This is a genomic window from Kitasatospora sp. NPDC022856 (assembly GCF_055561235.1).
The window spans coordinates 188,640-213,414 of sequence record NZ_JBVHHE010000007.1; the positions used below are offsets into that span (position 1 = coordinate 188,640).

Consider the following 24,775-nt stretch of genomic DNA (forward strand, 5'->3'; position numbering starts at 1 on the left):
TAATCTCGCTGGCGACTAGCGACGCTTCGACTTGCGGTCGTCCTTGACGTGACCGCGGAAGGTACGCGTCGGCGCGAACTCGCCGAGCTTGTGGCCGACCATCGACTCGGTGACGAACACCGGGACGTGCTTGCGGCCATCGTGCACCGCGATCGTGTGGCCGAGCATGGCCGGGAAGATCACGGAGCGACGGGACCAGGTCTTGATGACGTTCTGGGTACCCGCCTCGTTCTGAGCGTCCACCTTCTTGAGAAGGTGGCCGTCAATGAAGGGGCCCTTCTTGAGACTGCGCGGCATCTGACCTGCTCCTAGCGCTTCTTGTTGGTCTTGCGGCGGCGCACGATGAGAGCGTCCGACGCCTTCTTCGGGCGACGGGTACGACCCTCCTTCTGGCCCCACGGCGAGACCGGGTGGCGACCACCGGAGGTCTTACCCTCACCACCACCGTGCGGGTGGTCGATCGGGTTCATGGCCACACCACGCACGGTCGGGCGAACGCCCTTCCAGCGCATACGGCCGGCCTTGCCCCAGTTGATGTTCGACTGCTCGGCGTTGCCGACCTCGCCGACGGTCGCGCGGCAGCGCGCGTCGACCAGGCGGATCTCACCGGAGGGCATGCGCAGGTGCGCCATCTTGCCCTCACGCGCCAGCAGCTGGATGCCGGCACCGGCGGAGCGGGCCATCTTGGCACCGCCGCCGGGACGCAGCTCCACCGCGTGGATGGTGGTACCGACCGGGATGTTGCGAAGCGGCAGGTTGTTGCCGGGCTTGATGTCGGCGCCAGGGCCGTTCTCGACCCGGTCGCCCTGCGCGATGCCGCGCGGCGCGATGATGTAGCGCTTCTCGCCGTCCGCGTAGTGCAGGAGCGCGATGCGCGCGGTGCGGTTCGGGTCGTACTCGATGTGCGCGACCTTGGCCGGCACGCCGTCCTTGTCGTGACGACGGAAGTCGATCACGCGGTAGGCGCGCTTGTGACCGCCACCCTGGTGGCGAACGGTGATCCGACCGGCGTTGTTACGGCCGCCCTTGCTGTGCAGGGGGCGAACCAGCGACTTCTCCGGCGTGGACCGCGTGATCTCTACGAAGTCGGCCACGCTGGAGCCACGACGGCCCGGCGTAGTCGGCTTGTACTTGCGGATGCCCATTTGGCTCTCTCGTCCTCGTCCTTATCGACGATCACGATCTCCGTTAGGAGACCGGACCACCGAAGATGTCGATGCGGTTGCCCTCAGCCAGCGTCACGATGGCGCGCTTGGTGTCCTTGCGCTTGCCAAAGCCCGTCTTGGAGCGCTTGCGCTTGCCCTGACGGTTGAGCGTGTTGACGGACTCGACCTTGACCGAGAAGACCGACTCGACGGCCTGCTTGATCTGGGTCTTGTTGGCACCGGGCGACACGACGAACGTGTACTTGTTCTCGTCGAGGAGCGAGTAGCTCTTCTCCGAGATGACCGGCTTCACCAGGACGTCACGGGGGTCCGTGAACGTCTTGCTCGTGATCTCTGCAGCCATCAGGCGGCGCTCCCTTCGAGCTCGCCCTCAGCAGCCACGGCCTTGGCGGACGCGGCGGGACCCGCCACGAAACGCTCGAAGGCGGCCTGGGTGAAGACCACATCGTCGGAGACGAGCACGTCGTAGGTGTTCAGCTGGCCGGCGTCCAGGATGTGCACGTGCGGCAGGTTACGAGCGGACTTGAGGCCCAGCTCGTCCGCGCGCTCGACGACCAGGAGGACGTTCTTGCGCTCGGTGATCTTGCCGAACAGGCTCTTGGCGGCCTTGGTCGACGGCGCCTCGGTCGCGGTCACGTCGGTGATGACGTGGATGCGGTTGTGGCGGGCCCGGTCGGTGAGCGCACCGCGCAGGGCGGCGGCGATCATCTTCTTCGGGGTCCGCTGCGAGTAGTCGCGCGGCACGGGACCGTGCACGACGCCACCGCCGGCGAACTGCGGCGCGCGGGTCGAGCCCTGACGGGCGCGGCCGGTGCCCTTCTGGCGGTACGGCTTCTTGCCGCCACCGCGGACCTCGCCACGCGTCTTGGTCTTGTGGGTGCCCTGACGGGCCGCAGCGAGCTGCGCCACGACGACCTGGTGCATCAGCGGAACGCTGACCTTCGCGTCGAAGATCTCGGCCGGCAGCTCAAGGCTGCCGGTCTTGTCGCCCGAGGGCGACAGGATGTCAATGGTGCTCATATCCTCACAGCCCCTTCGCCGCGGTGCGGACGAGGACGAGGCCGCCGTTCGGGCCCGGGATTGCGCCCTTGATCAGGAGCAGCCCCTTCTCCGCGTCAACGGCATGGATGGTCAGGTTCTGGGTGGTCACGCGCTCGTGGCCCATCCGGCCGGCCATCCGTACGCCCTTGAACACACGACCCGGGGTGGCGCAGCCACCGATCGAGCCGGGCGAGCGGTGCTTGCGCTGCACACCGTGACCGGCGCCGAGGCCCCGGAAGTTGTGGCGCTTCATGACACCGGCGAAGCCCTTGCCCTTGGAGGTGCCGGTCACGTCGACCTTGACACCCGCCTCGAACAGCTCGGCGGTGATCTCCTGGCCCAGCGTGTACTCGGACGCGTCCGTGGTACGCAGCTCGACCAGGTGCCGGCGCGGGGTGACACCGGCCTTGGCGAAGTGACCCGCGAGGGGCTTGTTCACCTTGCGGGGGTCGATCTCGCCGAAGCCGATCTGGACGGCGTCGTAGCCGGCCGGGCTGTCGGCGGTGTGGACCTGGGTCACGACATTGGGCCCAGCCTTGACGACGGTCACCGGAACGATCCGGTTGTTCTCGTCCCAGACCTGGGTCATGCCGAGCTTCTCGCCCAGGATGCCCTTAATCTGCTTAGCCATCTTCGGTGTGCCTCTCAGAGCTTGATCTCGATGTCGACACCAGCCGGCAGGTCGAGACGCATCAGCGAGTCAACCGTCTTCGGCGTGGGGTCGAGGATGTCGATCAGACGCTTGTGAGTGCGCATCTCGAAGTGCTCGCGCGAGTCCTTGTACTTGTGCGGCGAGCGGATGACGCAGTACACGTTCTTCTCAGTGGGCAGCGGCACCGGGCCCGCGACCTGCGCACCAGTGCGAATGACGGTCTCGACGATCTTCTTCGCCGAGGAGTCAATCACCTCGTGGTCGTAGGCCTTGAGCCGGATGCGGATCTTCTGTCCCGCCATGGCTACTCAGTAGTCCTTTGTGTCGTCTGCTGCTTCTACGGCCGGATTCATCCAGGTGGACTGTGTCCGGTGGTGCCTGTGGATGGCTTCCTCCGACCCACGCGGTCGGGCGTGTCGCCCTGTCGCTTGCAAAAAGTCCGCGAAGAGGTTTCCCTCTGCGGATTTTCCTACGGATCGGTGAGGTCTTGCATCCACCAGGCGCCGGATCGAGGCCCCGCCCACGCTTCCCGGAAGATTCCCGTACGTCCGCCCCGCAGCTGCCGCGGTGTCGCCTTCACACCACTGCGTCCACATACCTCACGTGAACACATGAACGGCCATCACGGGAACGACGAGTACATGGGACTCGCTTCCAGTCCTCCCGGCGGGAGGCGCGTAGCATCGGCACTCAACCGAGCAACTTGGACATACTGCCACATGGAGCAGCGACAAAGCCAATCGGGGCCGGCGGGGATCTCCCCCGCCGGCCCCGATGGGGTCCGTCCCGGTCAACCGGCGCGTCCGGTCACCCGGTGCGCCCGGTCGCTCAGCGCTTGCGCCAGATCATCCAGCCCTGCTGCTTGTTGGTCCGCTCCACGTACCACTCGTCCGGATGTTCCTTCCAGTAGGACTCCGGCGCCTTCCCCTCCTCGGCGAGCGGGGTGACGATCGCGGTCGCCGCGGCCGGGACGGGCTGCCAGCGCGGGTCCAGGTACCAGACCCGGCCGTCGTAGACCTCGAAGGCCTGGGCCATCCGCAGGCTTCCGTCGAGGTCCCAGGCGAGCACCAGGTTGTCCTTGGGCTTGATCCCGGCGGCCTTGGTGAAGCCCGTCGCGAGCGGCTTGCGCCAGTCCGAGTGCGGGTAGGCGACCTGCTCGGTGATGGTCGCGGTGGCGAATCCGGCGAACAGCGCGAGCGAGAGGCCGACCGCCCAGAGCACCCGGCGCCCGCCGGCCACCAGCATCAGGGCGACGGCGCCGAGGATGATGAACGCCGCGGCGGTCGAGCGCATCATGTTCAGCCTGGACCAGTCGGCGGCCAGGAAGGTCACGTCCGGCATGCCCCAGCCGATGAAGACCTGGGTGTGGAGCAGCTTGCCGGCGGACCAGATCACCAGCTTGGCGAGGACGAGGGTGAGCGCCACCGAGCCCGCCACCGTCAGGACGACGTTGCGCAGGCTGAACCGGGCGAGCACCGCGACCCCGGCCACGAAGGCCACCGGGACGAGGTAGGCCACGTAGCGGGCGTAGACCCAGTTGTCGATGCGGGCGTCGTCCGGCAGGGCGGCGGCCGAGGCGAGCGCGGTGCCGACCAGCAGGGCCACCATCACGCCGCCGACGATCCGGTGCGGGCGCGGGAAGCGGCCGCTGAACAGCGCGAACAGGCAGACCACGACCGCCAGGCCGCCGATCCCCCAGGTGGAGACGATGAAGTACCAGATCTGCCCGGTGGTCCTGGTCAGCGTGCGCTGCAGGATGTCGGGGTTCTTCAGGCCGTCGATCAGGTAGCTGCCGACCTTGCTCGGCTCGACGGTGAACTGGCGGTCGAGCCACCAGGACAGCGCCTTGGCGCCGACCGAACCGACGGCGAGCGCGCCCAGGCCGACCAGCGTGGTGCGCCACGGGGCCCAGCGCAGCACCAGGACGCCGACGAGGACCACTCCGGTGAGCGCCACCACGACACCGCCGCGGTCGTGCGTGGCCATCGTGTACGCGGCGGCCGCGCCGGTGCCGGCCGCGCACCAGGAGCGGTGCTTGACCGGGCCCTCGCTCAGCCAGCCGTGCATGCAGAGCAGCCAGGCCAGGATCAGCACCGGCAGCACGGTGTCCGACATGACGAACTCGGAGTAGAAGATCACCGGCGGCAGCAGCGCGGTGGCCCCCGCGAAGACGTACGCCAGCAGCCGGCGCAGGCCCAGCCGGCGCAGCGCCAGGTAGGCCAGCGGGAAGACCAGCGCGTTCAGCAGCGCGTTGATCCCCATGATCAGGTGATAGGCCGTGACCGGGTCGTCGGCGATCCGGAACGCCGGGGAGATCAGCAGCGGGTAGCCGCCCGGGATCACCACGCCGACCGGCATCTCGGTGGTCGGCCGGCCGGCCAGCACGCGGGCCAGCACCAGGTACCCGTCCTCGTCCGCGTGGACGGAGGGGTAGCTCATGTGCCGGACGAGGACGAGCCGGAAGAGCACCTCCGCGGCGTACCCGGCCACCAGCGCGGCCGGCCAGAACCAGCGCCGCCCGCGGGCCTCCTCGAACCGCCGCACCGCCCGGGCCGCCAGACCCGCCGAGCGCGAGGCGCCGACCCGTCTCGTCCCCTGGACACCGTCCAGCTGCTCGTCGACGGTCTCTGCTGAAGTCTGCACTGAACTCCGACTCTTCCCCTGGTAGCCCGGCTCTGAGGTGGATCCGGCAGGCCGCCCGGCCCGTTCGATGGTGGAGGTCACGCTAACAACTCGCGGAGGGCCCGTGCCCGGGCGCCCCGGCCCGCGGCACGTGCCGGGACCTCACCGCTGCGGTGGACCCGGCACCCATAGCACACTCCGCGCAGCGCTCAGCCTAGCGGCACGCGGCGGAGGTGCCCCGACGACCACCGGCGGCCGGCCCGTGGGGCCGACCGCCGGAGTCGTGTCGATCGCGGTGCCGCTAGGCCTTGCCGACCAGCTCGCGCCGGTTCGCCGCCGCCGTACGGGTGGCGGGCTCGATGGTCTTCAGGTGCTTGGGCATCCGGCGGATCATCGCGAGCAGGAGCACCAGGCCGGCGCGGGCCAGGTAGATCGTCGCCTTGATCGGGGAGGCGCTGGGCGTACCGGTGGTCCGCTCGCGCATCGCCACCGGGACCTGCCGGATGACGAAGCCGCAGCGGGCGGCGCCGACCATGCTCTCGATGGTGTCGCCCAGGTACTCGACCGGGTACCACTGCGAGAAGAACTCGATCATCGGCTTGTTGCAGGCCTTGAAGCCCGAGGTGGTGTCGGTGAGGCGGGTCCGGGTGACCCTCGACAGCACCACCGAGAGCAGCTTCATCGCCCAGCTGCGCGGGCCGCGCACCTTGTAGCTGCCCTGGCCGGCGAACCGGGCGCCGATGACCAGGTCGGCCTCCTGGAGCTTCTCCAGCAGCGCCGGCACGTACGCGGGGTCGTGCTGGCCGTCGGCGTCGCACTGGATGGCGACGTCGTAGCCGTGCAGGTGCGCGTAGCGGTAGCCGAACCGCATGGCGCCGCCGACACCGAGGTTGTACGGCAGCTGCGCGACCCGGGAGCCGGCCGCGGCGGCCACGGCGGCGGTGTTGTCCACGGAGCCGTCGTCGACCACCAGGGTGTCCACGCCGGGGAGCTTCTGCTGGATCTCGTGGAGGATCTTGGGCAGACCCTCCGCCTCGTTCCAGGCGGGGAGGATGATCAGAACCCGCTTGCCGTCGATCATGCCGTCACCCCGGAGTCCGTCGCCTTGCCGGCGTCGTTGCTGCTGCGTGCGATCGGGTACCCGTGGTGCTCGGCCAGGTGGGCCCGCATCATGGCGACGTCCTCGGCCAGGGTCCGGGTCTCCGCCTCCAGCCGGGAGGCCTCCCAGCTCAGGTGCAGCGAGACCATCAGGACCAGGACGAAGCCCGCGAAGAGCACGAGGCTCACGCCGGAGGCGATGCCGAGCCGGCGGGCGGTCGAGTCGAGGATCGTCGGGAAGAACCCGAGCGGCGCCACGACGACGCCGATCGCGAGCCAGATAGCCGCGTACTTCTCCCGGAGCTGCTGTCGGCGCAGCAACTCCAGGATGTAGACGAGCACCAGCACGCCGGTGATCGAAGTGATGACGGTGAGATGCACGACTGGAGGCGCCTTTCAGCGGCAGTGGCGTGGCCAAGGGTAATCACATATTAAAGGCGCGGCGTGAACGTCCCGCCGCCGCCGGCTGTGGGCCCGGCGAACGGGCGTCATACCTCCGACGACTGGTGTGCCGCCAGTGGTGCCCGGTGTTCCGCCACGGGCCGGGCCGGGGCGGACAGCGAGCGGGCCAGCGCCCACAGCATGGCAGCAGCGCTGACCGCCGCACCAGCCAGGTAGGCGAGTTCGACCCTGGTGGCGATCGCCCCGGGTACCAGGGTGACGGCCACCAGCACCACGGAACCGGCCAGCCAGGAGAGCAGCTGGCGCTGGTGGCGCCCGAGCGCGAGCAGGGCCTGGCCGAAGACGGTCGCCAGCATGTAGCAGAGCGTGCCGAGGGCCAGCCAGAGGAAGTCCACCGAACCCAGCACGTCCTGCGCCTTGAAGAACAGCCGGATCGCCCAGGGGCCGAGGATCACCGTCGGCAGGCCGGCCGCGGCGCTCATCAGCACCACGATGCCGCCGGTGCGCAGCAGGACCTTGCGGAACTCCCCGTGGTTGCCGGCCGCGGCGGCGCCGGAGAGCGAGGAGACCAGGGAGGCCTGGATCGCCGCGTAGGCGAAGAGCGGCACCCGGGCCAGCACCACGGCGTTCAGCAGGGCGGCGATCAGCGCCTTGGAGGACGGCGAGAGCACGCCGACGCTGACCACGGCCGCGTTGACCATCAGCTGGGCCAGCAGCGTCGAACCGGTCAGCAGGCCGAGCCCGGTGACGACGTCGCGCCAGACCGGGGCCGGACCGCCGCGCCGGTCCGCGAGGACCGAACGCATCCCGATCGCCGAGGCGGCGAGCGGTGCGGCGACCAGGATCAGCGCGAACGCGAACGCGGAGTGCGCGCCGAACACCGGGATCAGCGCGGCGAGCCCGATCCGCAGCCCGCCGTCGACGGCGAGCTGCATGCCGTACGCGCCGAAGTTGCCCAGGCCGGCCAGTGCCCCGCGGGCCACCGAGCTCACGGCCAGGCCGACCAGGGCGCCGCCCAGGCCGGCCACCAGGCCGAGGTCGCCGGAGAAGAAGCGGTCCGCGATCGGCCGGGCGGCGGCCGCGATCACGGCCAGCACAGCCACCAGGACCCCGGCGGTGACCAGCAGGACCCGCCGGATCGCCGGTCCGGGGCCCTGTCCCGCCACGTCACGGGCGGCCACCAGGCGGGTCAGCTCCAGCTCGACCGGGGAGAACAGCCCGTACCCGACGGACATGACCACGGTCCAGAGCATCGAGACGCCGGCGACCTGGGTGGTGTCCAAGCTGTGCCCGGCCAGGGCCAGGAAGATGTACGAGGAGACACCGAGGACCACGGTGCCCCCCGCGACGAGCCGCACACCGGGGGGCAGCGCCCCCAGCAGCTTGGCCACCGGGTTCGTCATCGCAGGGTGGCCTTGGCCTTCAGCGGCTCCCACCAGGCGCGGTTCTCGCGGTACCAGGCGATGGTGGCGGCGAGGCCGTCCTCGAAGCGGACCTGCGGGGCGTAGCCGAGCTCCTCGCTGATCTTGGTGATGTCCAGCGAGTAGCGCAGGTCGTGGCCCTTGCGGTCGGCGACCGGCTCGACCATCGACCAGTCGGCGCCGGCCGCCTGGAGCAGTAGCTCGGTGAGCTCCTTGTTGGTGATCTCGGTGCCGCCGCCGATGTTGTAGACCTCGCCGGAGCGGCCCTTGCGCATGGCCAGCTCGATGCCGCGGCAGTGGTCGGAGACGTGCAGCCAGTCCCGGATGTTGCCGCCGGTGCCGTAGAGCGGCACCTTCCTGCCGTCCAGCAGGTTGGTGGTGAACAGCGGGATGACCTTCTCCGGGAACTGGTAGTGCCCGTAGTTGTTGGAGCAGCGGGTGACCACCACGTCCATGCCGTGGGTGCGGTGGTAGGCGAGCGCCAGCAGGTCCGAGCCGGCCTTCGAGGCCGAGTACGGGGAGTTGGGCGCCAGCGGCCACTCCTCGGTCCACGAGCCCTCGGAGATGGAGCCGTAGACCTCGTCGGTGGAGACGTGGACGAAGCGGCCGACGCCGTGCTTCTTGGCCGAGTCCAGCAGCACCTGGGTGCCCAGGACGTTGGTGACCACGAACGGGCCGGCGCCCTCGATGGAGCGGTCCACGTGCGACTCGGCCGCGAAGTGGACGACCACGTCGTGGCCGGGCATGACCTGGTCGACGGCCTCCGCGTCACAGATGTCGCCACGCACGAAGGAGTAGCCGCTGTGACCGGCGACGGGCGCCAGGTTGGCCTCGACGCCCGAGTAGGTGAGCTTGTCGAAGACGGTGATCTGATCCGTTGCGTCGGCGCCGAGCAGCTGGCGGACGAACTCTGAACCGATGAAGCCGGCGCCGCCGGTGACGAGGATGCGCATAGTGCGGGCAGTCTACCGGTGTGCCCCGGGGCCCTCGCCCCGGGTCAGCGGCGGGCTCCGAACCTCACATAAGCTGCGCGCATGCGTGGAATCCTCTTGGCGGGCGGCACCGGGTCACGACTGTGGCCGCTGACCCGAGCAGTCTCGAAGCAGCTCCTCCCCGTCTTCGACAAGCCGATGATCTACTACCCGCTGTCGACCCTGGTCATGGCGGGCATCAGCGAGATCCTGATCATTACCACCCCGCAGGACCAGGAGCAGTTCCAGCGGCTGCTCGGCGACGGCTCCCAGTTCGGCCTCAAGCTGGAGTACGCCGTCCAGGAGAAGCCGGAGGGCATCGCCCAGGCCTTCGTGCTCGGTGCCGACTTCATCGGTGACGAGCCCGTCGCGCTGATCCTCGGCGACAACATCTTCCACGGCAGCGGCCTCGGCACCCGGCTCGCGCAGCGCACCGCGCCGCAGGGCGGCATGGTGTTCGCCTACCCGGTCGCCGACCCGACCGCGTACGGCGTGGTGGAGTTCGACGACAACGGCCAGGTCATCTCCATCGAGGAGAAGCCCACCCAGCCCAAGTCCCGCTACGCGGTGCCCGGCCTGTACTTCTACGACAACCGCGTGGTCAAGATCGCGGCCGGCCTGCGCCCGAGCGCGCGCGGCGAGCTGGAGATCACCGCGGTCAACGAGGAGTACCTCAAGACCGGTGAGCTGCACGTCACCATCCTCGACCGCGGTACCGCCTGGCTCGACACCGGCACGTTCGTGTCGATGGTGCAGGCCTCCGAGTTCGTCCGGGTCATCGAGGAGCGCCAGGGCTTCAAGATCGGCTGCATCGAGGAGGCGGCCTGGCGGGCCGGCCTGATCGACGACGCGCAGCTGCGCGAGCTGGCCGAGCCGCTGTGCAAGAGCGGCTACGGCGACTACCTGATCGCGCTGCTCGAAGAGGAGGCGGCCCGGTGAAGTTCCGTGAGCTCTCGATCCCCGGCGCCTTCGAGGTCACCCCGCAGCAGCACGGCGACCCGCGCGGCCTGTTCATGGAGTGGTACCGCTTCGACCGGCTCGAAGAGGTGGTCGGCCACCCGCTGAAGTTCGCCCAGGGCAACCTGTCGGTGTCCGCCAAGGACGTCGTGCGCGGCATCCACTTCGCCGACGTCCCGCCCGGCCAGGCCAAGTACGTCAGCTGCGTGCGCGGCGCCGTGCTCGACGTGATCGTGGACCTGCGGGTGGGCTCCCCCGCCTTCGGCCGCTGGGAGTTCGTCCGGCTGGACGACGCCGAGCGCAGGTCGGTCTACATCCCCGAGGGCCTCGGCCACGGTTTCTGCGCGCTGACCGACGACGCCACGCTGTCCTACGTCTGCTCCGAGACCTACAACCCGACCGGTGAGCACGCGGTGCACCCGCTGGACCCGGACCTCGGGATCGAGTGGCCCACCGACGCCCCGCAGCTGTCCGCCCGGGACGACGCCGCGCCCTCGCTGGCCGAGGCGCTCGCCACCGGCCTGCTGCCGGACTACGAGAAGTGCCTCGCCTTCACCGAGAGCCTGCGCACCCGCTGAACCGCCCGATGCCCGGGCCCGCCGCCCTCCGGCGCGGGCCCGGGCATCGTCGTCCGCCCCGGCGGGAGCCGCCGACCGGCTCAGTATGATGGGCCCGCCGCGGGGTCCTCGCCCCGCACTCGGCCCCGACTCAGACCAGCGGATGTGCCCTCCACCATGACCACTCTGGAAATCCTGCTTCCGTACTACGGCGACGTCGCGCTGATGCAGGCCGCGGTCCGCAGCGTGCTGGCGCAGAGCGATCCCGACTGGCGGCTGACCGTCGTCGACGACGGCCGGGAGCCCGGCGTCCCGGAGTGGTTCGCCGAGCTCGGCGACCCGCGGGTGCGGTACTTCCGGAACGAGCAGAACCTCGGCGTCACCGGCAACTACCGCAAGTGCCTGGGCATGGCCGAGTACGAGTACATGATGTTCATGGGCACCGACGACATCATGCTGCCCAACTACGTCGCCACCATCCGCGCGATCCTGGCCCAGTACCCCGGCGTCGCGATGATCCAGCCGGGCGTCCAGGTGATCGACGGCGACGGGAAGCCGACCAGCTCGCTGGCCGACGAGGCCAAGCGCCGGATCTACGCGCCCAAGCAGCAGGGCCGCACCCTGCGGGGCGGCGAGGAGCTCGCGGTCAGCCTGCTCAAGGGCAACTGGCTGTACTTCCCGTCGATCTGCTGGCGCACCGAGGCCGTGCGGACCACCGGTTTCCGCGACAACCTGGAGATCATCCAGGACCTCGCGCTCGTCATCGACCTGCTCCAGGCCGGCGAGCACATGGTCGTCGACGACGTCCGGGCGTTCCAGTACCGCCGGCACACCGTCAGCATCTCCTCGAAGTCCGCCTACAGCGGCACCCGGTTCACCGAGGCCCGCCGGTACTTCCTGGACGCCGCCGACCGCCTGGACGCGCACGGCTGGCCGCGGGCCGCCAAGGCCTCCCGGATGCACCTCTCGGCCCGGATCCACGCCCTCACCCTGGTCCCGGGCGCGATGCGCGCCGGCCAGTGGGACGGGGCGAAGGCCCTGCTGCGCAACGCCACCAGCACCGCCGCCCGCCCCCGCTGACCCAGCCGCCACCGTCCCGGGCCCGTCACCGCCCCGGGCCCATCACCGCCCCAGGGAGTCACCGCACATGACCGCACCGCACCCGGCCCCCTCCCGGGTCGCCGTCCTCGGCGGCACCGGCTTCATCGGCCGCGTGGTCGGCGCCCGCCTGCTGGAGCAGGGCACCGAGGTCGTCAGCCTCGCCCGCAAGGCCCCGGCCGTGCCGGCGCCCGGCCGGTTCGTCGCCTTCGACATCTCCTCCGACGCCGCCGCCGACCTCACCGCGCTGCTCGACCGCGAGCGGATCGACACCGTCGTCAACGCGGCCGGCGGCATGTGGGGCCTGAACGACGAGCAGATGTACCAGGCCAACGTGGTCCTGGTGGACCGCCTGATCGAGGCCGTCTGCGCGATGGCCTCCCCCGCCCGCCTGGTCCACCTCGGCACCGTGCACGAGTACGGCATGGCGCCGGTCGGCACCAGCCAGCGCGAGAGCGACCCCGCCGCGCCGGTGATGGAGTACGGCAAGCTCAAGCTCACCGCCACCGAGGCCGTCGTCCGCGCCGTCGAGGCCGGCCGGCTGGACGCGGTGTCGCTGCGGCTCGGCAACGTGGTCGGCGCCGGCCAGCCCGGTCACAGCCTGCTCGGTGTGATGGCCGCCAAGCTGGACGCCGCCCGCCGGGCCGGCGAGACCGCTCAGCTCTCGCTGCAGCCGCTCACCGCCCAGCGCGACTTCGTCGACCTCGGCGACACCCTGGACGCCGTGCTGCTCGCCGCCGTCCGCCCGGACGTGCCGCCGGTGGTCAACATCGGCACCGGCGCCGCGTCCTCCGCCCGGCTGCTGGTCGAGCTGCTGATCGAGGAGAGCGGGGTGCCCACCGAGATCACCGAGGTCCCCGCGCCGGACGGCACCGGCCCGGAGACGGAGTGGCAGCAGCTCGACATCACCGTCGCCCGCGAGCGGCTCGGCTGGGAGCCCCGGCGCACCCTGCGCGAGGCCGTCCGCGACCTCTGGGAGGCCCAGATCGCCGCTCCGCAGGCGTAGGGCCCCGGCCCGCGTCCGACGAGCACCGCACGCCACCACGGGGCGGCGTCCGCGACGACCGCGGGCGCCGCCCGGCCGATCCGCCGGGGGAGCCATCAGCCGACCAGCAGTGCTCCGCCCGCGCGGCACCCTCGCGCGGATCCTCGACGACCGGGCGAACGGGCTCGGCGCGCTCCGCCTCCTGCTGGCCGCCACCGTCGTCGTCTCGCACGTCTTCCCGCTCGGCTGGGGACACCCCGATCCGCTCTGGCTCTGGAGCGGCCGGCAGACCGACCTCGGCAAGGCCGCCGTCCTCGGGTTCTTCGCACTCTCCGGATTCGTGATCACCGAGAGCGCCCGACGGCTCCCGCCCGGCCGCTACCTCTGGCACCGGGCCCTGCGCATCGGGCCCGGCCTCGGCGGCTCGCTGCTGTTCTCGGCCGCCGTCCTGATGCCCGCCCTGTACTGGTGGCAGCACGGCACCCTGGGCGGCTTCTGGACCCGCCCGGACGGTCCGCTGAGCTATCTGACCAGCCTCGGCAGTGCCGCGCCCACCACCGGCTGGGACGTCTCGGGCGTGATCGCCGAGGGCGTCCGCAGCGGGACCAACTTCGACCGGAGCCTCAACGGCGCCCTCTGGTCGCTCAAGTACGAGCTGCTCTGCTACCTGGCGGCGGGGCTGCTGGCCGCCCTGGGGCTACTGCGCCGGCGGGCGTTCGTCGCCTCGGCGGCGCTCGCGCTCTGGCTCCTGGTCGCGAGCGGCGCCGTGGACCTCCCGGCCGAGGTGCCCCCGGCGGGCGGGCCCGGGGTGGCGCTCCCGCTGCTGGGCCTGGTCACCTTCCACCTCGCCGCCACCCTCGGCCTGGCCTTCCTGATCGGCGGCGTGCTGCGGCTCTACGCCGAGCGGATCCCGCTCCACGACGCCCTGGCGCTGACCGCCGCGCTCGTCCTGACCGGCTCGGCCCGCTGGGGCGGCTTCGCGGTGCTCGGCGTCCCCGCGCTGGTCTATCTGCTGTTCTGGGCCGCGTCGGCGCTCCCCCGCCGCTGGCGGGCGATCGGCGTGCGCGGCGACTACTCGTACGGCGTGTACGTCTTCGGCTTCCCCGTCGAGCAGGCGCTGGCACTGACCGGCGCGGCCCGCTCCGGTCCGCTCGGCTTCCTGGCCGGCGCGCTGGCCGTGACCGGTCTGCTGGCGGCGCTCTCCTGGCACCTCGTCGAGGCGCCCGCGCTGCGGCTGCGGTCCTGGATCCCGGGGCAGCGGCGGCGGGCCGCCGGGCGCGGGCCCCGGCCCCCGGCACCGCCGCGGCAGCCCCGGACGCCGTCCCGGCCGCCGCCGAAGCCGCCCGGGGTCACTTCTCCCTGAAGACCCAGATCTTCATCAGCAGGAACCGGACCACCGTCGCCAGACCGTTCGCGGCGATCAGCCCGGCCACCTCGACCGCCTTCGAGGCGTTCGGCGCGGCCAGGTCGAGCAGCGCCAGCGCCCCGGAGCTCAGACCGAGGCCGATGAGGAAGGCCACCGCGCCCTGGAGCTGGTGACGCAGCGCGCCCTCACTGCCGGTGATCCCGAAGGTGAACCGGCGGTTGGCCGCGGTGTTGGCGACCGCGCTGACCGCGAGCGCGATGAGATTGGCCGCCTGGGGGTCGACGAAGCGCCGGGCCACCACGTAGAGGAGCAGGTAGAAGAGGGTGCTCAGGACCCCGATCACCAGGAAGGACGGGACCTGGCGCTTGGCCGTCCCGGTGTCGGAGGGCCGCGGGCCCTGGCCGGCCGGCGGCACCTCGGCCGCTTCGGTCGGCTGGTCGGTGGAAACCATGTGAGCACCCATGCGATCGGTTCGGCGGTTCAGGAAATCTCGTACACGGCCATCCGGCCGTTGTCGAAGACCGGCTTGGCGAGGGTCTTCAGGTCCGGCGACTCCGGCGCCACCTTGCGGTTCACCACCACGTAGCGGACGTGGTGCCGCTCGCTCAGCCGGTCGAGGATAGCGGCCGTCGGCCGGTAGACGGAGTCCTCGTTGAGCTTGAGCAGCTCCTGGTCCCAGAAGGACGCGGACTTCGCCGACATCAGCCGCGGCGAGTAGGCCCAGCCCTCCACCAGCACCGAGCGCTCGGAGTAGGCGCTCAGGTAGAAGGACAGGGAGTTCCAGCAGTTCTCCCCGGGGACGGTGTAGTCGCTCTCCGACCGGCAGTGGCCGTTGGTCACCAGGACGTCGGTCGGGTCGCTGTGCGCGCGGACCCAGCGCGCGGCCTCCACCTGACTGGCCGGGAGCGGCCACGCGCCGTCCCACGGGACCTGCCGGGACTGCTGGACGTCGAGCAGCAGGGAGGGGGCGCCGGCCGCCAGCGCCGCGGTGAGCAGCACCACGGCGCCGCGGCCGCGCAGCGCCGGCAGCGCCCGGCCGGCCACCCACCAGAGCAGGCCGCAGACCGCCGCGGCCCCGGCCAGCGCCGCCGCCGCGGCCAGCGCCGGCACCAGCGCCGTGTAGGACTCGGTGCCGTCGGCGTCGCCGACCGCCTTGAGCGCGAAGGCCGCCCAGTCGTCCGCGTAGTGGTAGATGCCGAGGGTGAGCAGGAGGACGAAGGCCACCGTGCCGGCGCCGAGCGCGAACTTGCCCCGGGTGGGCAGCGCGGCCCGCTCGAAGACCTCGCAGTAGCCCCAGGCCGAGAGCAGCACGCCGAAGGAGAGGCCGGCGAGGGTGAAGTAGCTGGCGTTGAAGCCGTTGACCACCAGGTAGACGGCCGGGCCGGCGATGGCCCCGCCGAGCAGGAACCACTGGGTCTGCTCCAGGCGGAGCCGGCGGCGCCACAGGAGCGGGATCATGCCGACCATCCGAAGCTGGTGGTTGAGCAGGAACGCGATCAGCGTGGCGGCGACGACCACGCTCTGGGTCACCGCCGTCCGGCTCTGCTGCGGATCGGCCCAGTACTTCTCGATGTTGCCGAAGGGCACCACTTCGAGGCCGTAGCTCTCGAAGCGGAACAGCACCGCGGTGGCGAACACCTGGGCGCCGGCGATGACCGCGCCGAGGCCGACGATGGTCCACGGGATGCGCCGCGTGCCGATCAGCACCATCAGACCGGCGAAGGCCAGCGCGGCCAGCGTCACCGGCAGGGAGCTCGCCTTCGCCGCACTGGAGGCCACCGCGAACAGCGCGGTGAGGACGAACGCGCCCCGACCGAGCGCCGGGATCCGGGCGGGCCCGTCCTCCTCGGCGCGCGCCTCGCCGCCGCGCGCGCGCAGGGCGTCACCGACCACCCCGATCAGGGCCATCAGCAGCGGCTGGCTGTACGTCAGCGAGAGGCTCGCCCAGGACATCAGCGGTACCGCCGGAGCCCCGAAGGTCCAGTGGCCGACGTTGTTGGGGTAGATCGCGTTGAACTCGCCGACCGCGAAGATCAGCAGGGCGGCGACCGGCCCGGCCCACGGCCGCCCGGTCAGCCGGTGCGCCACCACGGCGGTGATCACCATGGCCAGGGCGGCGAGCGCCGGGACCATCAGGCGCATCTGGACCACGGTCAGGTCGATGTGCCCGACCAGGTCGGTCATCGCCATGTGGACGAAGGTGAACCAGTGGTAGTGCAGCGGCTCCCCGGCGGCCTGCGGGAAGGTCAGCGGGAAGTTGTGCTTGGCGTTCCCGGCCAGCGACAGCAGGTAGGGCAGGTCGATGTACTGCCGGGTGGTCTCGCTGTCCGGCACGACCGGGTTCCGGCTGAGCACCGCCCCGTACATGTAGGCGCTGGTGAACGCGACGGTGCCGGCGACCGACCAGGACCAGCCCGGCGAGGTGCGGCGGTAGCCGCGCGGCCGCCAGAGCCGCCGCAGCCCCGGCACGGCGGCGAACGGGATCACCACCGCCAGCGGCCAGGCCGTGGCCACCGACTGCAGGCCGAGCCCGACCAGGACGGCCCAGGCGGCCAGCTCCAGCACCAGGCCGACCACGGCGCCGAAGGCCAGGTCCTCGACCAGCGTGTGCGGACGGCGCCGCAGCAGGCGGAAGACCAGCGTGCCCGGGAGCATGACGCCCCACAGCACGTAGAAGGTGTACCGCGCGATGTCACTGACCGAGGTGTCGGCGGCCAGCAGCAGGACGACCAGGAAGAGGTAGGCCGCGAGCGCGGGCAGGAACGCCACCACCCGGTCGCGCGGGCTCAGCGGGGCACCGCCGGCGTCCGGCGCGGAACTGCCGGTCCGCCCCGCGGGCGGGGTCGGCGTGCCCAGGGCGGGCGCGGTGCTGTCGGTAGTGCCCATCGCTCTTCTTCTCCTGCGGGCTGTGCGTCGGCTTCCTGGCGGTCGGCGGCCGGTCCGTCCCGCGGCGGCCGGCGCCGCGGGACGGACCGGGGGGTCACACCGCGTACTCGGAGACCTTCGCCGCCTTCGCGCGGTCCTCGGCCGAGTCGTACCCGACGAAGTAGGCCGGGCGGGCCTGTGCCGCCGAGTAGATCCGGCCGACGTACTCGCCCAGCAGACCGATGCAGACCAGCTGGACGGCACCGAGGAAGAGCATGCCGACGAACAGCGAGGACCAGCCGGGCACGGTCTTGCCGAGCGCGTACTCGACCGTGGTGTAGATCCCCAGGCAGAAGCAGAGCACGAAGCTCAGCAGGCCGAGCCAGGTGGCGAGCCGCAGCGGGCTGGCGGAGAAGTTGGTGATGCTGTCGATGGCGAGACGGACCATCTTGGACAGCGGGTAGTGCGTGCTGCCCGCGACCCGCTCCTCGCGGACGTAGACGACCTCGCCGCTGGGGAAGCCCAGCCACGGGACCAGCAGGCGGTAGACCGGCTGGTGCTCGGGCATCGCCTTGAGCGCGTCCACCGCGGCGCGGCTGAGCAGGCGGAAGTCACCGGCCTGGTTCGGCATGTTCTTGCCGACCAGCTTGCGCATCAGCCAGTAGTAGGCGCCGGCCGTACGCCGCTTGAAGAAGGTGTCGGTGCCGCGGTCGCCGCGCACGCCGTAGACGATGTCGAGGTTCTTCTCGCGGGCGAGCGCGAGCATCTCGGGGATCTTCTCCGGCGGGTCCTGGAGGTCGGCGTCGATGGACACCACGTAGTCGCCGTAGGCCCGGTGGATGCCCGCGGTCAGCGCCGCCTGGTGACCGGAGTTGCGCGCGAAGCGGACGATCCGGAACTCCGGCCAGTCCTGGTGGATCTTCTGCATGATCGCCGGGGTGGCGTCGGTGCTGCCGTCGTCGATACCGACGACCTCGTAGTCGATCCCCAGCTCGTCCAGGATCGGGCGCAGGCGCTGGACCGTCAACGGCAGGGCCTCCTGCTCGTTGTAGATCGGCATCACGACCGACAACAGCGGCGCCGGCGGGACGGCCTGCTCTGCCGATACTGCTGCGTTGTACATCAGTTGTCGCCTGTCCCTTATGTCTTTGAGAACGATCGATCGATCCCGGAGTGCGGCCGGGTGGCCCGGACGACCGAGCTGATGGTTGCGAAGGAGGGGTGCGCGGCCTGGGTCCACCCCGTGATGGCGGCCAGGCTAGCAGCAGGATTTTGCGATTGCATGAATGATTCTTGGGACGCCGAATTCACGCGTCCCCCTGCATTGTCAGTGCTTCACCGGCGCGGGTTCGTCCGAGGCCCGGCGCAGGGTCGCCATCGAACGGTCCAAGGCGTTCTTCATCATCTTCGAGACCGGCCGCTCGACCAACCGGTGGATCAGCCAGGCCGCCACCATCACCGCGAGCAGGGTCGTCCCCAGGGCCGCCCGGACACCGAAGTCCTTGGTGAGCAGCCAGTGGATCAGCGTCCAGCCGATCTCCTGGTGGATCAGGTAGAGCGGGTAGGTCAGCGCACCGGCGACCGTCAGCCACTTCCACTGCACCCAGTCGAACACGCCCAGCGCGGCACCCAGCACCAGGGCGAACGCGGCCGTCACCGCACCGGCCATGACGTTCCACGAAAGGGGGTGGCCGAGAACGTTGACGTACACCTCCTGGATGGAGGTCAGGCGGGTCAGCGCGAGGATCCAGGAGAATCCGACGATCCCCCAGAGCAGCAGGTTCTGACCGAAGCGGTACATCAGGAACATGCCGACGCCGGCGATGAAGAACGGCGACTCGTTCGGCATGGCGAGGGTGGTCAGCAGCGGGAGGTCCGCCTGCGGGGCGAGCACCGCGAGGATCGTCCAGATCCCGCAGAACGCCACCACCTTGCGGTAGGTGAGGCCGGTCGCCACGACGATCGCGAAGAGCAGGTAGAACCGCATCTCCACCCAGAGCGTCCAGTAGACGCCGTCGACGTGCCGCATCCCCAGCGGAGTCTGAAGCATGGTCAGGTTGCCGAGGATGGTGCCGGCGTTGAGCCCGTCACCGGCCCCCGAACGGGCGAACTGCTTGAGGTTCAGCACCACCAGGCTGGTGAGCGCTATGCCCGCCCAGTAGCCGGGGTACAGCCGGACCACCCGGGAGACGAAGAACTCCCCCGGCCGCTTCCCCCAGCAGCTCATGCAGATCACGAAGCCGCTGATGACGAAGAACAGCTCCACCCCGAGCCAGCCGTAGGCCGCCATCCGGTTCACCGTCGGCAGTACGTCCTTCGGAGTGACGCCCTGCCACACCCCGGAGATGCCGACGTAGGCGGTCCAGTGGAAGGAGAGCACGCTCAGGGCCGCGAAGAGACGCATCCCGTCGAGCGCGTACAGCCGCGGGCGCTTGGCGCGACCGTCGGGCGACTGGCCCCCGCGCGCGGCCGAACGGCGCCGGAGAAGCGAGGGCTTCGTGAGAAGGGGGGCAGAGGTCATTCCGGAGCGCTTTCAGCGAGTGGGGCGGAGAGCCTCGGTCAGCCTCGCCCTGGCGACGGCTGCGGGTGGCTCAGTCTATCCGCAGCGCGATCGCCCTACGCACAGGACCCCCGCGCGCTCCGCGCGACACGCCGAAGGGCCCCGCACACCGAGGTGTGCGGGGCCCTTCGGACTTCACCTGTGTGACACAGGCAGGTCCAGAGCCTCGATTACTTGAGGATCTTGGTGACCTGGCCGGCGCCGACGGTGCGGCCACCCTCACGGATGGCGAACTTCAGGCCCTCCTCCATGGCGATCGGCTGGATCAGCACGACCGTCATGGCGGTGTTGTCGCCCGGCATGACCATCTCGGTGCCCTCGGGGAGGGTCACGACGCCGGTCACGTCCGTGGTACGGAAGTAGAACTGCGGGCGGTAGTTGTTGAAGAAGGGGGTGTGACGGCCACCCTCGTCCTTCGACAGGATGTAGGACTGGGCCTCGAACTCGGTGTGCGGGGTGACCGAACCGGGCTTGATGATGACCTGGCCGCGCTCGACATCCTCGCGCTTGATGCCACGGAGGAGCAGACCGACGTTCTCACCGGCCTGGCCCTCGTCGAGCAGCTTGCGGAACATCTCGATACCGGTGACCGTGGTGGTGGTCTTGGTCTCCTTGATGCCGATGATGTCGACAGTCTCGTTGACCTTGAGGATGCCACGCTCGATACGACCGGTGACGACGGTGCCACGACCGGTGATCGTGAAGACGTCCTCGATCGGCATCAGGAACGGCTGGTCCACGGCGCGGGCCGGGGTCGGGATGGCCTCGTCGACCGCGTGCATCAGGCCGAGGAGCTTCTCGCCCCACTCCTTGTCGCCCTCCAGCGCCTTCAGCGCGGAGACGCGGACGACCGGCAGGTCGTCGCCCGGGAACTCGTACTCGGAGAGGAGCTCACGGACCTCGAGCTCGACGAGCTCCAGGATCTCCTCGTCGTCCACCATGTCGGCCTTGTTCAGGGCGACGACGATGTAGGGGACGCCGACCTGGCGGGCCAGGAGGACGTGCTCCTTGGTCTGCGGCATCGGGCCGTCGGTGGCGGCGACGACGAGGATCGCACCGTCCATCTGGGCCGCACCGGTGATCATGTTCTTGATGTAGTCCGCGTGACCCGGGCAGTCGACGTGGGCGTAGTGACGCGCCTCGGTCTGGTACTCGACGTGCGCGATCGAGATGGTGATACCGCGCTGCCGCTCCTCCGGCGCCTTGTCGATCTGGTCGAACGGCGTGAAGGGGTTGATCTCCGGGTACGCGTCGTGCAGCACCTTGGTGATGGCCGCGGTAAGGGTCGTCTTACCGTGGTCGATGTGACCGATGGTGCCGATGTTGACGTGGGGCTTCGTCCGCTCGAACTTCGCCTTCGCCACTGCAGTCCTCCTGAGGACAGTTCTGTACGCCGTGCTGACGTCAGTTGGTCTTTGATCGGGTTGGGTATGCGGCGCTGGAGTGCGCCCCATGCCGTCCCGCGGGTGGGGGCGGAGGCCCCCGGGGGAATCCGAGTGGGTTCCCCCGGGTTCGCCTCCTAATAGCCTAAGGGTTCGCAATCGTCCCGAATGTCGGGATGTCCTGCGAGCTCGGGCAAGGACTCGGCTCGCGCCGGTCCTTACTCGCCCTTGGCCTTGGCGATGATGTCGTCCGCCACGTTCCGCGGAACCTCGGCGTACGAGTCGAACTGCATCGAGTAGCTTGCGCGACCAGAGGTCTTGCTGCGCAGGTCACCGACGTAGCCGAACATCTCGGAGAGGGGCACCAGCGCCGAAACGACGCGGGCACCGTAACGCTCGTCCATGGACCGGATCTGGCCACGGCGAGAGTTGATGTCGCCGATCACATCGCCCATGTAGTCCTCGGGCGTGGTGACCTCGACGGCCATCATCGGCTCCAGCAGGGTCGGAGAGGCCTTGCGGGCGCCCTCCTTGAATGCCATCGAGCCGGCGATCTTGAACGCGAGCTCGGAGGAGTCGACGTCGTGCGAGGCACCGTCGAGCAGCGTCACGCGGACACCCTGGAGCGGGTAGCCGGCGAGCACGCCGAACTCCATGGCCTCCTGGCAACCGGCGTCGACCGAAGGGATGTACTCCTTCGGCACGCGGCCACCGGTGACCTTGTTGACGAACTCGTAGCCCTCGCCGGACTCGATCGGCTCGATCGCGATCTGGATCTTCGCGAACTGGCCGGAGCCACCGGTCTGCTTCTTGTGCGTGAAGTCGATGCGCTCGACGGCCTTGCGGATCGTCTCGCGGTACGCGACCTGCGGCTTGCCGACGTTGGCCTCGACCTTGAACTCACGCTTCATACGGTCGACCAGCACCTCGAGGTGCAGCTCGCCCATACCCGCGATGATGGTCTGGCCGGTCTCCTCGTCCGTGTTGACCTGGAAGGACGGGTCCTCCTCGGCCAGGCGCTGGATGGCGGTACCGAGCCGCTCCTGGTCGCCCTTGGACTTCGGCTCGATCGCGACGCGGATGACCGGGGCCGGGAAGTCCATGGACTCCAGGATGACCGGGTGCTTCTCGTCGGACAGGGTCTCACCGGTGGTGGTCTGCTTGAGACCCATGACGGCGACGATGTCGCCGGCGCCCACCGACTCGATCTCCTCACGCTTGTTCGCGTGCATGCGGTAGATCTTGCCGATGCGCTCCTTGCGGCCCTTCACCGCGTTGAGGACGGCGGTGCCGGCCTCAAGGCGCCCGGAGTAGATCCGGACGAAGGTGAGCTTGCCCAGGTGCGGGTCGGACATGATCTTGAACGCCAGAGCCGCGAGCGGCTCGTCGTCCGACGCCTTGCGGGAGATCTTGACCGTGTCGTCGCCGGGCTTGGTGCCCTCGATGGACTCGATGTCCAGCGGCGACGGCAGGTAGTTGACGACCGCGTCGAGCAGGGGCTGAACGCCCTTGTTCTTGAAGGCGGTGCCGCAGAAGATCGGCGTGAAGTCCGAGTTCAGCGTGCCCTTGCGGATCGCGGCGATCAGGAGCTCCTCGGGGACGGCCTCGCCCTCCATGGCGAGCTCCATCACCTCGTCGCTGACGGTCGACACGGTGTCCAGCAGCTGCTCGCGGTACTCCTCGGCCTGGTCCACCAGGTCGGCCGGGATGTCGACGATGTCGTACATCTCGCCCTTGGCGGCCTCGGCCGTCCAGACCAGCGCCTTCATGCGGACCAGGTCGACGACGCCCTGGAAGTCCGCCTCGGCACCGATCGGGAGCTGCATCACCAGCGGGGTGGCGCCGAGGCGCTCCACGATGGTGTCGACGCAGAAGAAGAAGTTCGCGCCCGTGCGGTCCAGCTTGTTGATGAAGCAGATGCGCGGGACGCCGTAGCGGTCAGCCTGCCGCCACACGGTCTCGGACTGGGGCTCCACGCCGGCGACACCGTCGAACACCGTGACGGCACCGTCGAGGACGCGCAGCGAACGCTCCACCTCGACGGTGAAGTCGACGTGACCCGGGGTGTCGATGATGTTGATGGTGTTGTCGACGCCGTCGAGCGTCCAGTGACAGGTCGTCGCGGCCGACGTGATCGTGATGCCGCGCTCCTGCTCCTGCTCCATCCAGTCCATGGTGGCAGCGCCATCGTGGACCTCACCGATCTTGTACGAGACACCGGTGTAGAACAGGATCCGCTCGGTGGTGGTGGTCTTGCCCGCGTCGATGTGCGCCATGATCCCGATGTTGCGGACCCTGGCGAGGTCAAGGGAGGTTGCAGCCATGGTGGCTCGTTCTCTCTCTGTCTAGTGACGGGGTTCGGACTACCAGCGGTAGTGCGCGAAGGCCTTGTTGGACTCGGCCATCTTGTGGGTGTCCTCGCGACGCTTCACGGAAGCGCCCAGGCCGTTGCTGGCGTCGAGGATCTCGTTCATCAGGCGCTCGGTCATGGTCTTCTCGCGACGGGCGCGGGAGTAACCGACCATCCAGCGCAGCGCCAGGGTGCTGGCGCGGCCCGGACGGACCTCGACCGGAACCTGGTAGGTCGCGCCACCGACACGGCGGGACTTGACCTCAAGAGCCGGCTTGACGTTCTCCAGCGCGCGCTTCAGCGCCACGACGGGGTCGGAGCCGGTCTTCTCGCGGACGCCCTCAAGGGCGCCGTAGACGATCCGCTCGGCGGTGGAGCGCTTGCCGTGCAGCAGGATCTTGTTGACCAGCTGGGTGACGACCGGGGAGCCGTAAACCGGGTCGATGATGACCGGGCGCTTCGGGGCGGGGCCCTTACGAGGCATTCTTACTTCTCCTTCTTGGCGCCGTAGCGGCTGCGAGCCTGCTTGCGGTTCTTGACACCCTGGGTGTCGAGCGAACCGCGGATGATCTTGTAGCGGACACCAGGAAGGTCCTTCACACGACCACCGCGCACCAGCACGATGGAGTGCTCCTGCAGGTTGTGGCCCTCGCCCGGGATGTAAGCGGTGACCTCGATCCCGCTGGTGAGGCGCACACGGGCGACCTTACGAAGCGCCGAGTTCGGCTTCTTCGGGGTGGTCGTGTACACACGCGTGCAGACGCCGCGGCGCTGGGGCGAGCCCTTCAGCGCGGGAGTCTTGTTCTTCTCGACCTTGTCCTGCCGGCCCTTTCGGACCAGCTGCTGGATCGTAGGCACCGTTTCTCCGTTTTCTGTGTGCCAAGGCTTGGTAAAACTAACCTGCGGTGTCTCCATCGCACACGACCCCGTGGTCGACCCACGCGGTCGGGTGTGTTGGGCTTATTCCGACACGGAATCCCATGAGCTGATGTACAGCGACGGCGCTCAACGCGCGGAGCGCTGGGAGGCGCTCCGGCTCGGCGCGGCGGCCGGTGTGCATGCACGCACAAGGACCCGGGGACACCCCAGGCACAAGGTCAGAGCGTACCTAGCGCATCGGGCTCGGTCAAAACAAATGCAACGCCGCAGGTCGCGGCGGTGGCCGGGCGGCGCCGGGGTGTCGCGCGCACGACTTCCCGGTGACGAACCGCTCTTCTGCCGCTCTACCACACCCCGGCGGGCGCCGCCACCGGGGCGGGCGCCGGCCGGGGGGGCCGGGCGG

The 24,775-nt window shown here is 69.9% G+C and carries 24 protein-coding genes; 5 read left to right on the top strand and 19 right to left on the bottom strand.

What is annotated here, in order from left to right; all coding sequences use genetic code 11:
* Positions 1-15 precede the first annotated feature (15 nt).
* The 11 genes from rpsS to rfbB all read right to left on the bottom strand — a co-directional run bounded on the left by rpsS (position 16) and on the right by rfbB (position 9,355).
* A complete protein-coding gene (rpsS, locus tag ACZ34W_RS11225) occupies positions 16-297 on the bottom strand; it encodes a 30S ribosomal protein S19 (RefSeq protein ID WP_030055821.1) in 282 nt (93 codons plus the stop codon).
* An 11-nt stretch (positions 298-308) separates the two neighbouring features.
* Positions 309-1,145: a 50S ribosomal protein L2 gene (gene rplB, locus ACZ34W_RS11230; protein WP_327677872.1), complete on the bottom strand. Its 837-nt coding sequence runs from the start codon at positions 1,143-1,145 to the stop codon at positions 309-311.
* A 43-nt stretch (positions 1,146-1,188) separates the two neighbouring features.
* Positions 1,189-1,509, bottom strand: a complete 321-nt coding sequence (gene rplW, locus ACZ34W_RS11235; RefSeq protein WP_442906803.1) for a 50S ribosomal protein L23 — start codon at positions 1,507-1,509, stop codon at positions 1,189-1,191.
* Positions 1,509-2,186 carry a 50S ribosomal protein L4 gene (gene rplD, locus ACZ34W_RS11240; RefSeq protein WP_329488126.1) on the bottom strand — a complete coding sequence of 226 codons (678 nt, stop codon included), beginning with the start codon at positions 2,184-2,186 and terminating at the stop codon, positions 1,509-1,511. The genes rplW and rplD overlap by 1 nt, the downstream gene beginning before the upstream one ends.
* Positions 2,187-2,190: 4 nt before the next feature.
* The gene (gene rplC / locus ACZ34W_RS11245) at positions 2,191-2,838 is read right to left on the bottom strand and encodes a 50S ribosomal protein L3 (RefSeq protein ID WP_327677876.1); all 648 of its coding nucleotides are present in this window, start codon (positions 2,836-2,838) and stop codon (positions 2,191-2,193) included.
* A gap of 14 nt (positions 2,839-2,852) precedes the next feature.
* Positions 2,853-3,161 carry a 30S ribosomal protein S10 gene (gene rpsJ / locus ACZ34W_RS11250; protein ID WP_012785157.1) on the bottom strand — a complete coding sequence of 103 codons (309 nt, stop codon included), beginning with the start codon at positions 3,159-3,161 and terminating at the stop codon, positions 2,853-2,855.
* Between the two features lie 526 nt (positions 3,162-3,687).
* Positions 3,688-5,502, bottom strand: a complete 1,815-nt coding sequence (locus ACZ34W_RS11255; RefSeq protein ID WP_465603249.1) for a hypothetical protein — start codon at positions 5,500-5,502, stop codon at positions 3,688-3,690.
* A 280-nt stretch (positions 5,503-5,782) separates the two neighbouring features.
* A complete protein-coding gene (locus ACZ34W_RS11260; protein WP_329488129.1) occupies positions 5,783-6,562 on the bottom strand; it encodes a glycosyltransferase family 2 protein in 780 nt (259 codons plus the stop codon).
* Positions 6,559-6,960 (bottom strand): DUF2304 domain-containing protein, encoded by a 402-nt coding sequence (locus ACZ34W_RS11265; protein WP_329488130.1) that lies wholly within the window; start codon positions 6,958-6,960, stop codon positions 6,559-6,561. The genes ACZ34W_RS11260 and ACZ34W_RS11265 overlap by 4 nt, the downstream gene beginning before the upstream one ends.
* Positions 6,961-7,067: 107 nt before the next feature.
* Positions 7,068-8,384, bottom strand: coding sequence for a lipopolysaccharide biosynthesis protein (locus tag ACZ34W_RS11270; RefSeq protein ID WP_329488131.1), 1,317 nt, complete (start codon positions 8,382-8,384; stop codon positions 7,068-7,070).
* On the bottom strand, positions 8,381-9,355 hold the full coding sequence (gene rfbB / locus ACZ34W_RS11275) for a dTDP-glucose 4,6-dehydratase (protein WP_329488132.1): 975 nt from the start codon (positions 9,353-9,355) through the stop codon (positions 8,381-8,383). The genes ACZ34W_RS11270 and rfbB overlap by 4 nt, the downstream gene beginning before the upstream one ends.
* An 81-nt stretch (positions 9,356-9,436) precedes the next feature.
* Here rfbB and rfbA point away from each other — a divergent pair, with 81 nt between their 5' ends.
* From rfbA to ACZ34W_RS11300, 5 genes are all read left to right on the top strand, one after another.
* Complete coding sequence (gene rfbA, locus ACZ34W_RS11280) at positions 9,437-10,312, top strand: glucose-1-phosphate thymidylyltransferase RfbA (RefSeq protein ID WP_329488133.1); 876 nt, start codon at positions 9,437-9,439, stop codon at positions 10,310-10,312.
* The gene (rfbC, locus tag ACZ34W_RS11285) at positions 10,309-10,908 is read left to right on the top strand and encodes a dTDP-4-dehydrorhamnose 3,5-epimerase (protein ID WP_329488135.1); all 600 of its coding nucleotides are present in this window, start codon (positions 10,309-10,311) and stop codon (positions 10,906-10,908) included. Before rfbA ends, rfbC begins: the two co-directional genes overlap by 4 nt.
* A gap of 156 nt (positions 10,909-11,064) precedes the next feature.
* Positions 11,065-11,967: a glycosyltransferase family 2 protein gene (locus tag ACZ34W_RS11290; protein WP_465603254.1), complete on the top strand. Its 903-nt coding sequence runs from the start codon at positions 11,065-11,067 to the stop codon at positions 11,965-11,967.
* 67 nt (positions 11,968-12,034) lie between these two features.
* Positions 12,035-12,991 (top strand): NAD-dependent epimerase/dehydratase family protein, encoded by a 957-nt coding sequence (locus ACZ34W_RS11295; RefSeq protein WP_465603256.1) that lies wholly within the window; start codon positions 12,035-12,037, stop codon positions 12,989-12,991.
* A gap of 109 nt (positions 12,992-13,100) precedes the next feature.
* On the top strand, positions 13,101-14,333 hold the full coding sequence (locus tag ACZ34W_RS11300; protein WP_465603258.1) for an acyltransferase family protein: 1,233 nt from the start codon (positions 13,101-13,103) through the stop codon (positions 14,331-14,333).
* Here ACZ34W_RS11300 and ACZ34W_RS11305 read toward each other — a convergent pair.
* The 8 genes from ACZ34W_RS11305 to rpsL form a co-directional block, all read right to left on the bottom strand.
* Entirely contained in the window at positions 14,320-14,787 is a 468-nt protein-coding gene (locus ACZ34W_RS11305; RefSeq protein WP_329488140.1) for a GtrA family protein, read from the bottom strand. The genes ACZ34W_RS11300 and ACZ34W_RS11305 overlap by 14 nt on opposite strands.
* A gap of 29 nt (positions 14,788-14,816) precedes the next feature.
* Positions 14,817-17,222, bottom strand: a complete 2,406-nt coding sequence (locus ACZ34W_RS11310; RefSeq protein WP_465603260.1) for a hypothetical protein — start codon at positions 17,220-17,222, stop codon at positions 14,817-14,819.
* 94 nt (positions 17,223-17,316) lie between these two features.
* Positions 17,317-18,324, bottom strand: a complete 1,008-nt coding sequence (locus ACZ34W_RS11315; protein WP_329488142.1) for a glycosyltransferase family 2 protein — start codon at positions 18,322-18,324, stop codon at positions 17,317-17,319.
* A 204-nt stretch (positions 18,325-18,528) separates the two neighbouring features.
* On the bottom strand, positions 18,529-19,722 hold the full coding sequence (locus ACZ34W_RS11320; protein WP_329488144.1) for an acyltransferase family protein: 1,194 nt from the start codon (positions 19,720-19,722) through the stop codon (positions 18,529-18,531).
* A gap of 209 nt (positions 19,723-19,931) precedes the next feature.
* The gene (tuf, locus tag ACZ34W_RS11325; RefSeq protein WP_329488145.1) at positions 19,932-21,125 is read right to left on the bottom strand and encodes an elongation factor Tu; all 1,194 of its coding nucleotides are present in this window, start codon (positions 21,123-21,125) and stop codon (positions 19,932-19,934) included.
* A 236-nt stretch (positions 21,126-21,361) separates the two neighbouring features.
* Positions 21,362-23,467: an elongation factor G gene (gene fusA / locus ACZ34W_RS11330; protein ID WP_329488147.1), complete on the bottom strand. Its 2,106-nt coding sequence runs from the start codon at positions 23,465-23,467 to the stop codon at positions 21,362-21,364.
* Positions 23,468-23,506: 39 nt separating this feature from the next.
* A complete protein-coding gene (rpsG, locus tag ACZ34W_RS11335) occupies positions 23,507-23,977 on the bottom strand; it encodes a 30S ribosomal protein S7 (RefSeq protein ID WP_148644378.1) in 471 nt (156 codons plus the stop codon).
* A gap of 2 nt (positions 23,978-23,979) precedes the next feature.
* The gene (gene rpsL, locus ACZ34W_RS11340; protein ID WP_014144289.1) at positions 23,980-24,351 is read right to left on the bottom strand and encodes a 30S ribosomal protein S12; all 372 of its coding nucleotides are present in this window, start codon (positions 24,349-24,351) and stop codon (positions 23,980-23,982) included.
* Positions 24,352-24,775 lie beyond the last annotated feature (424 nt).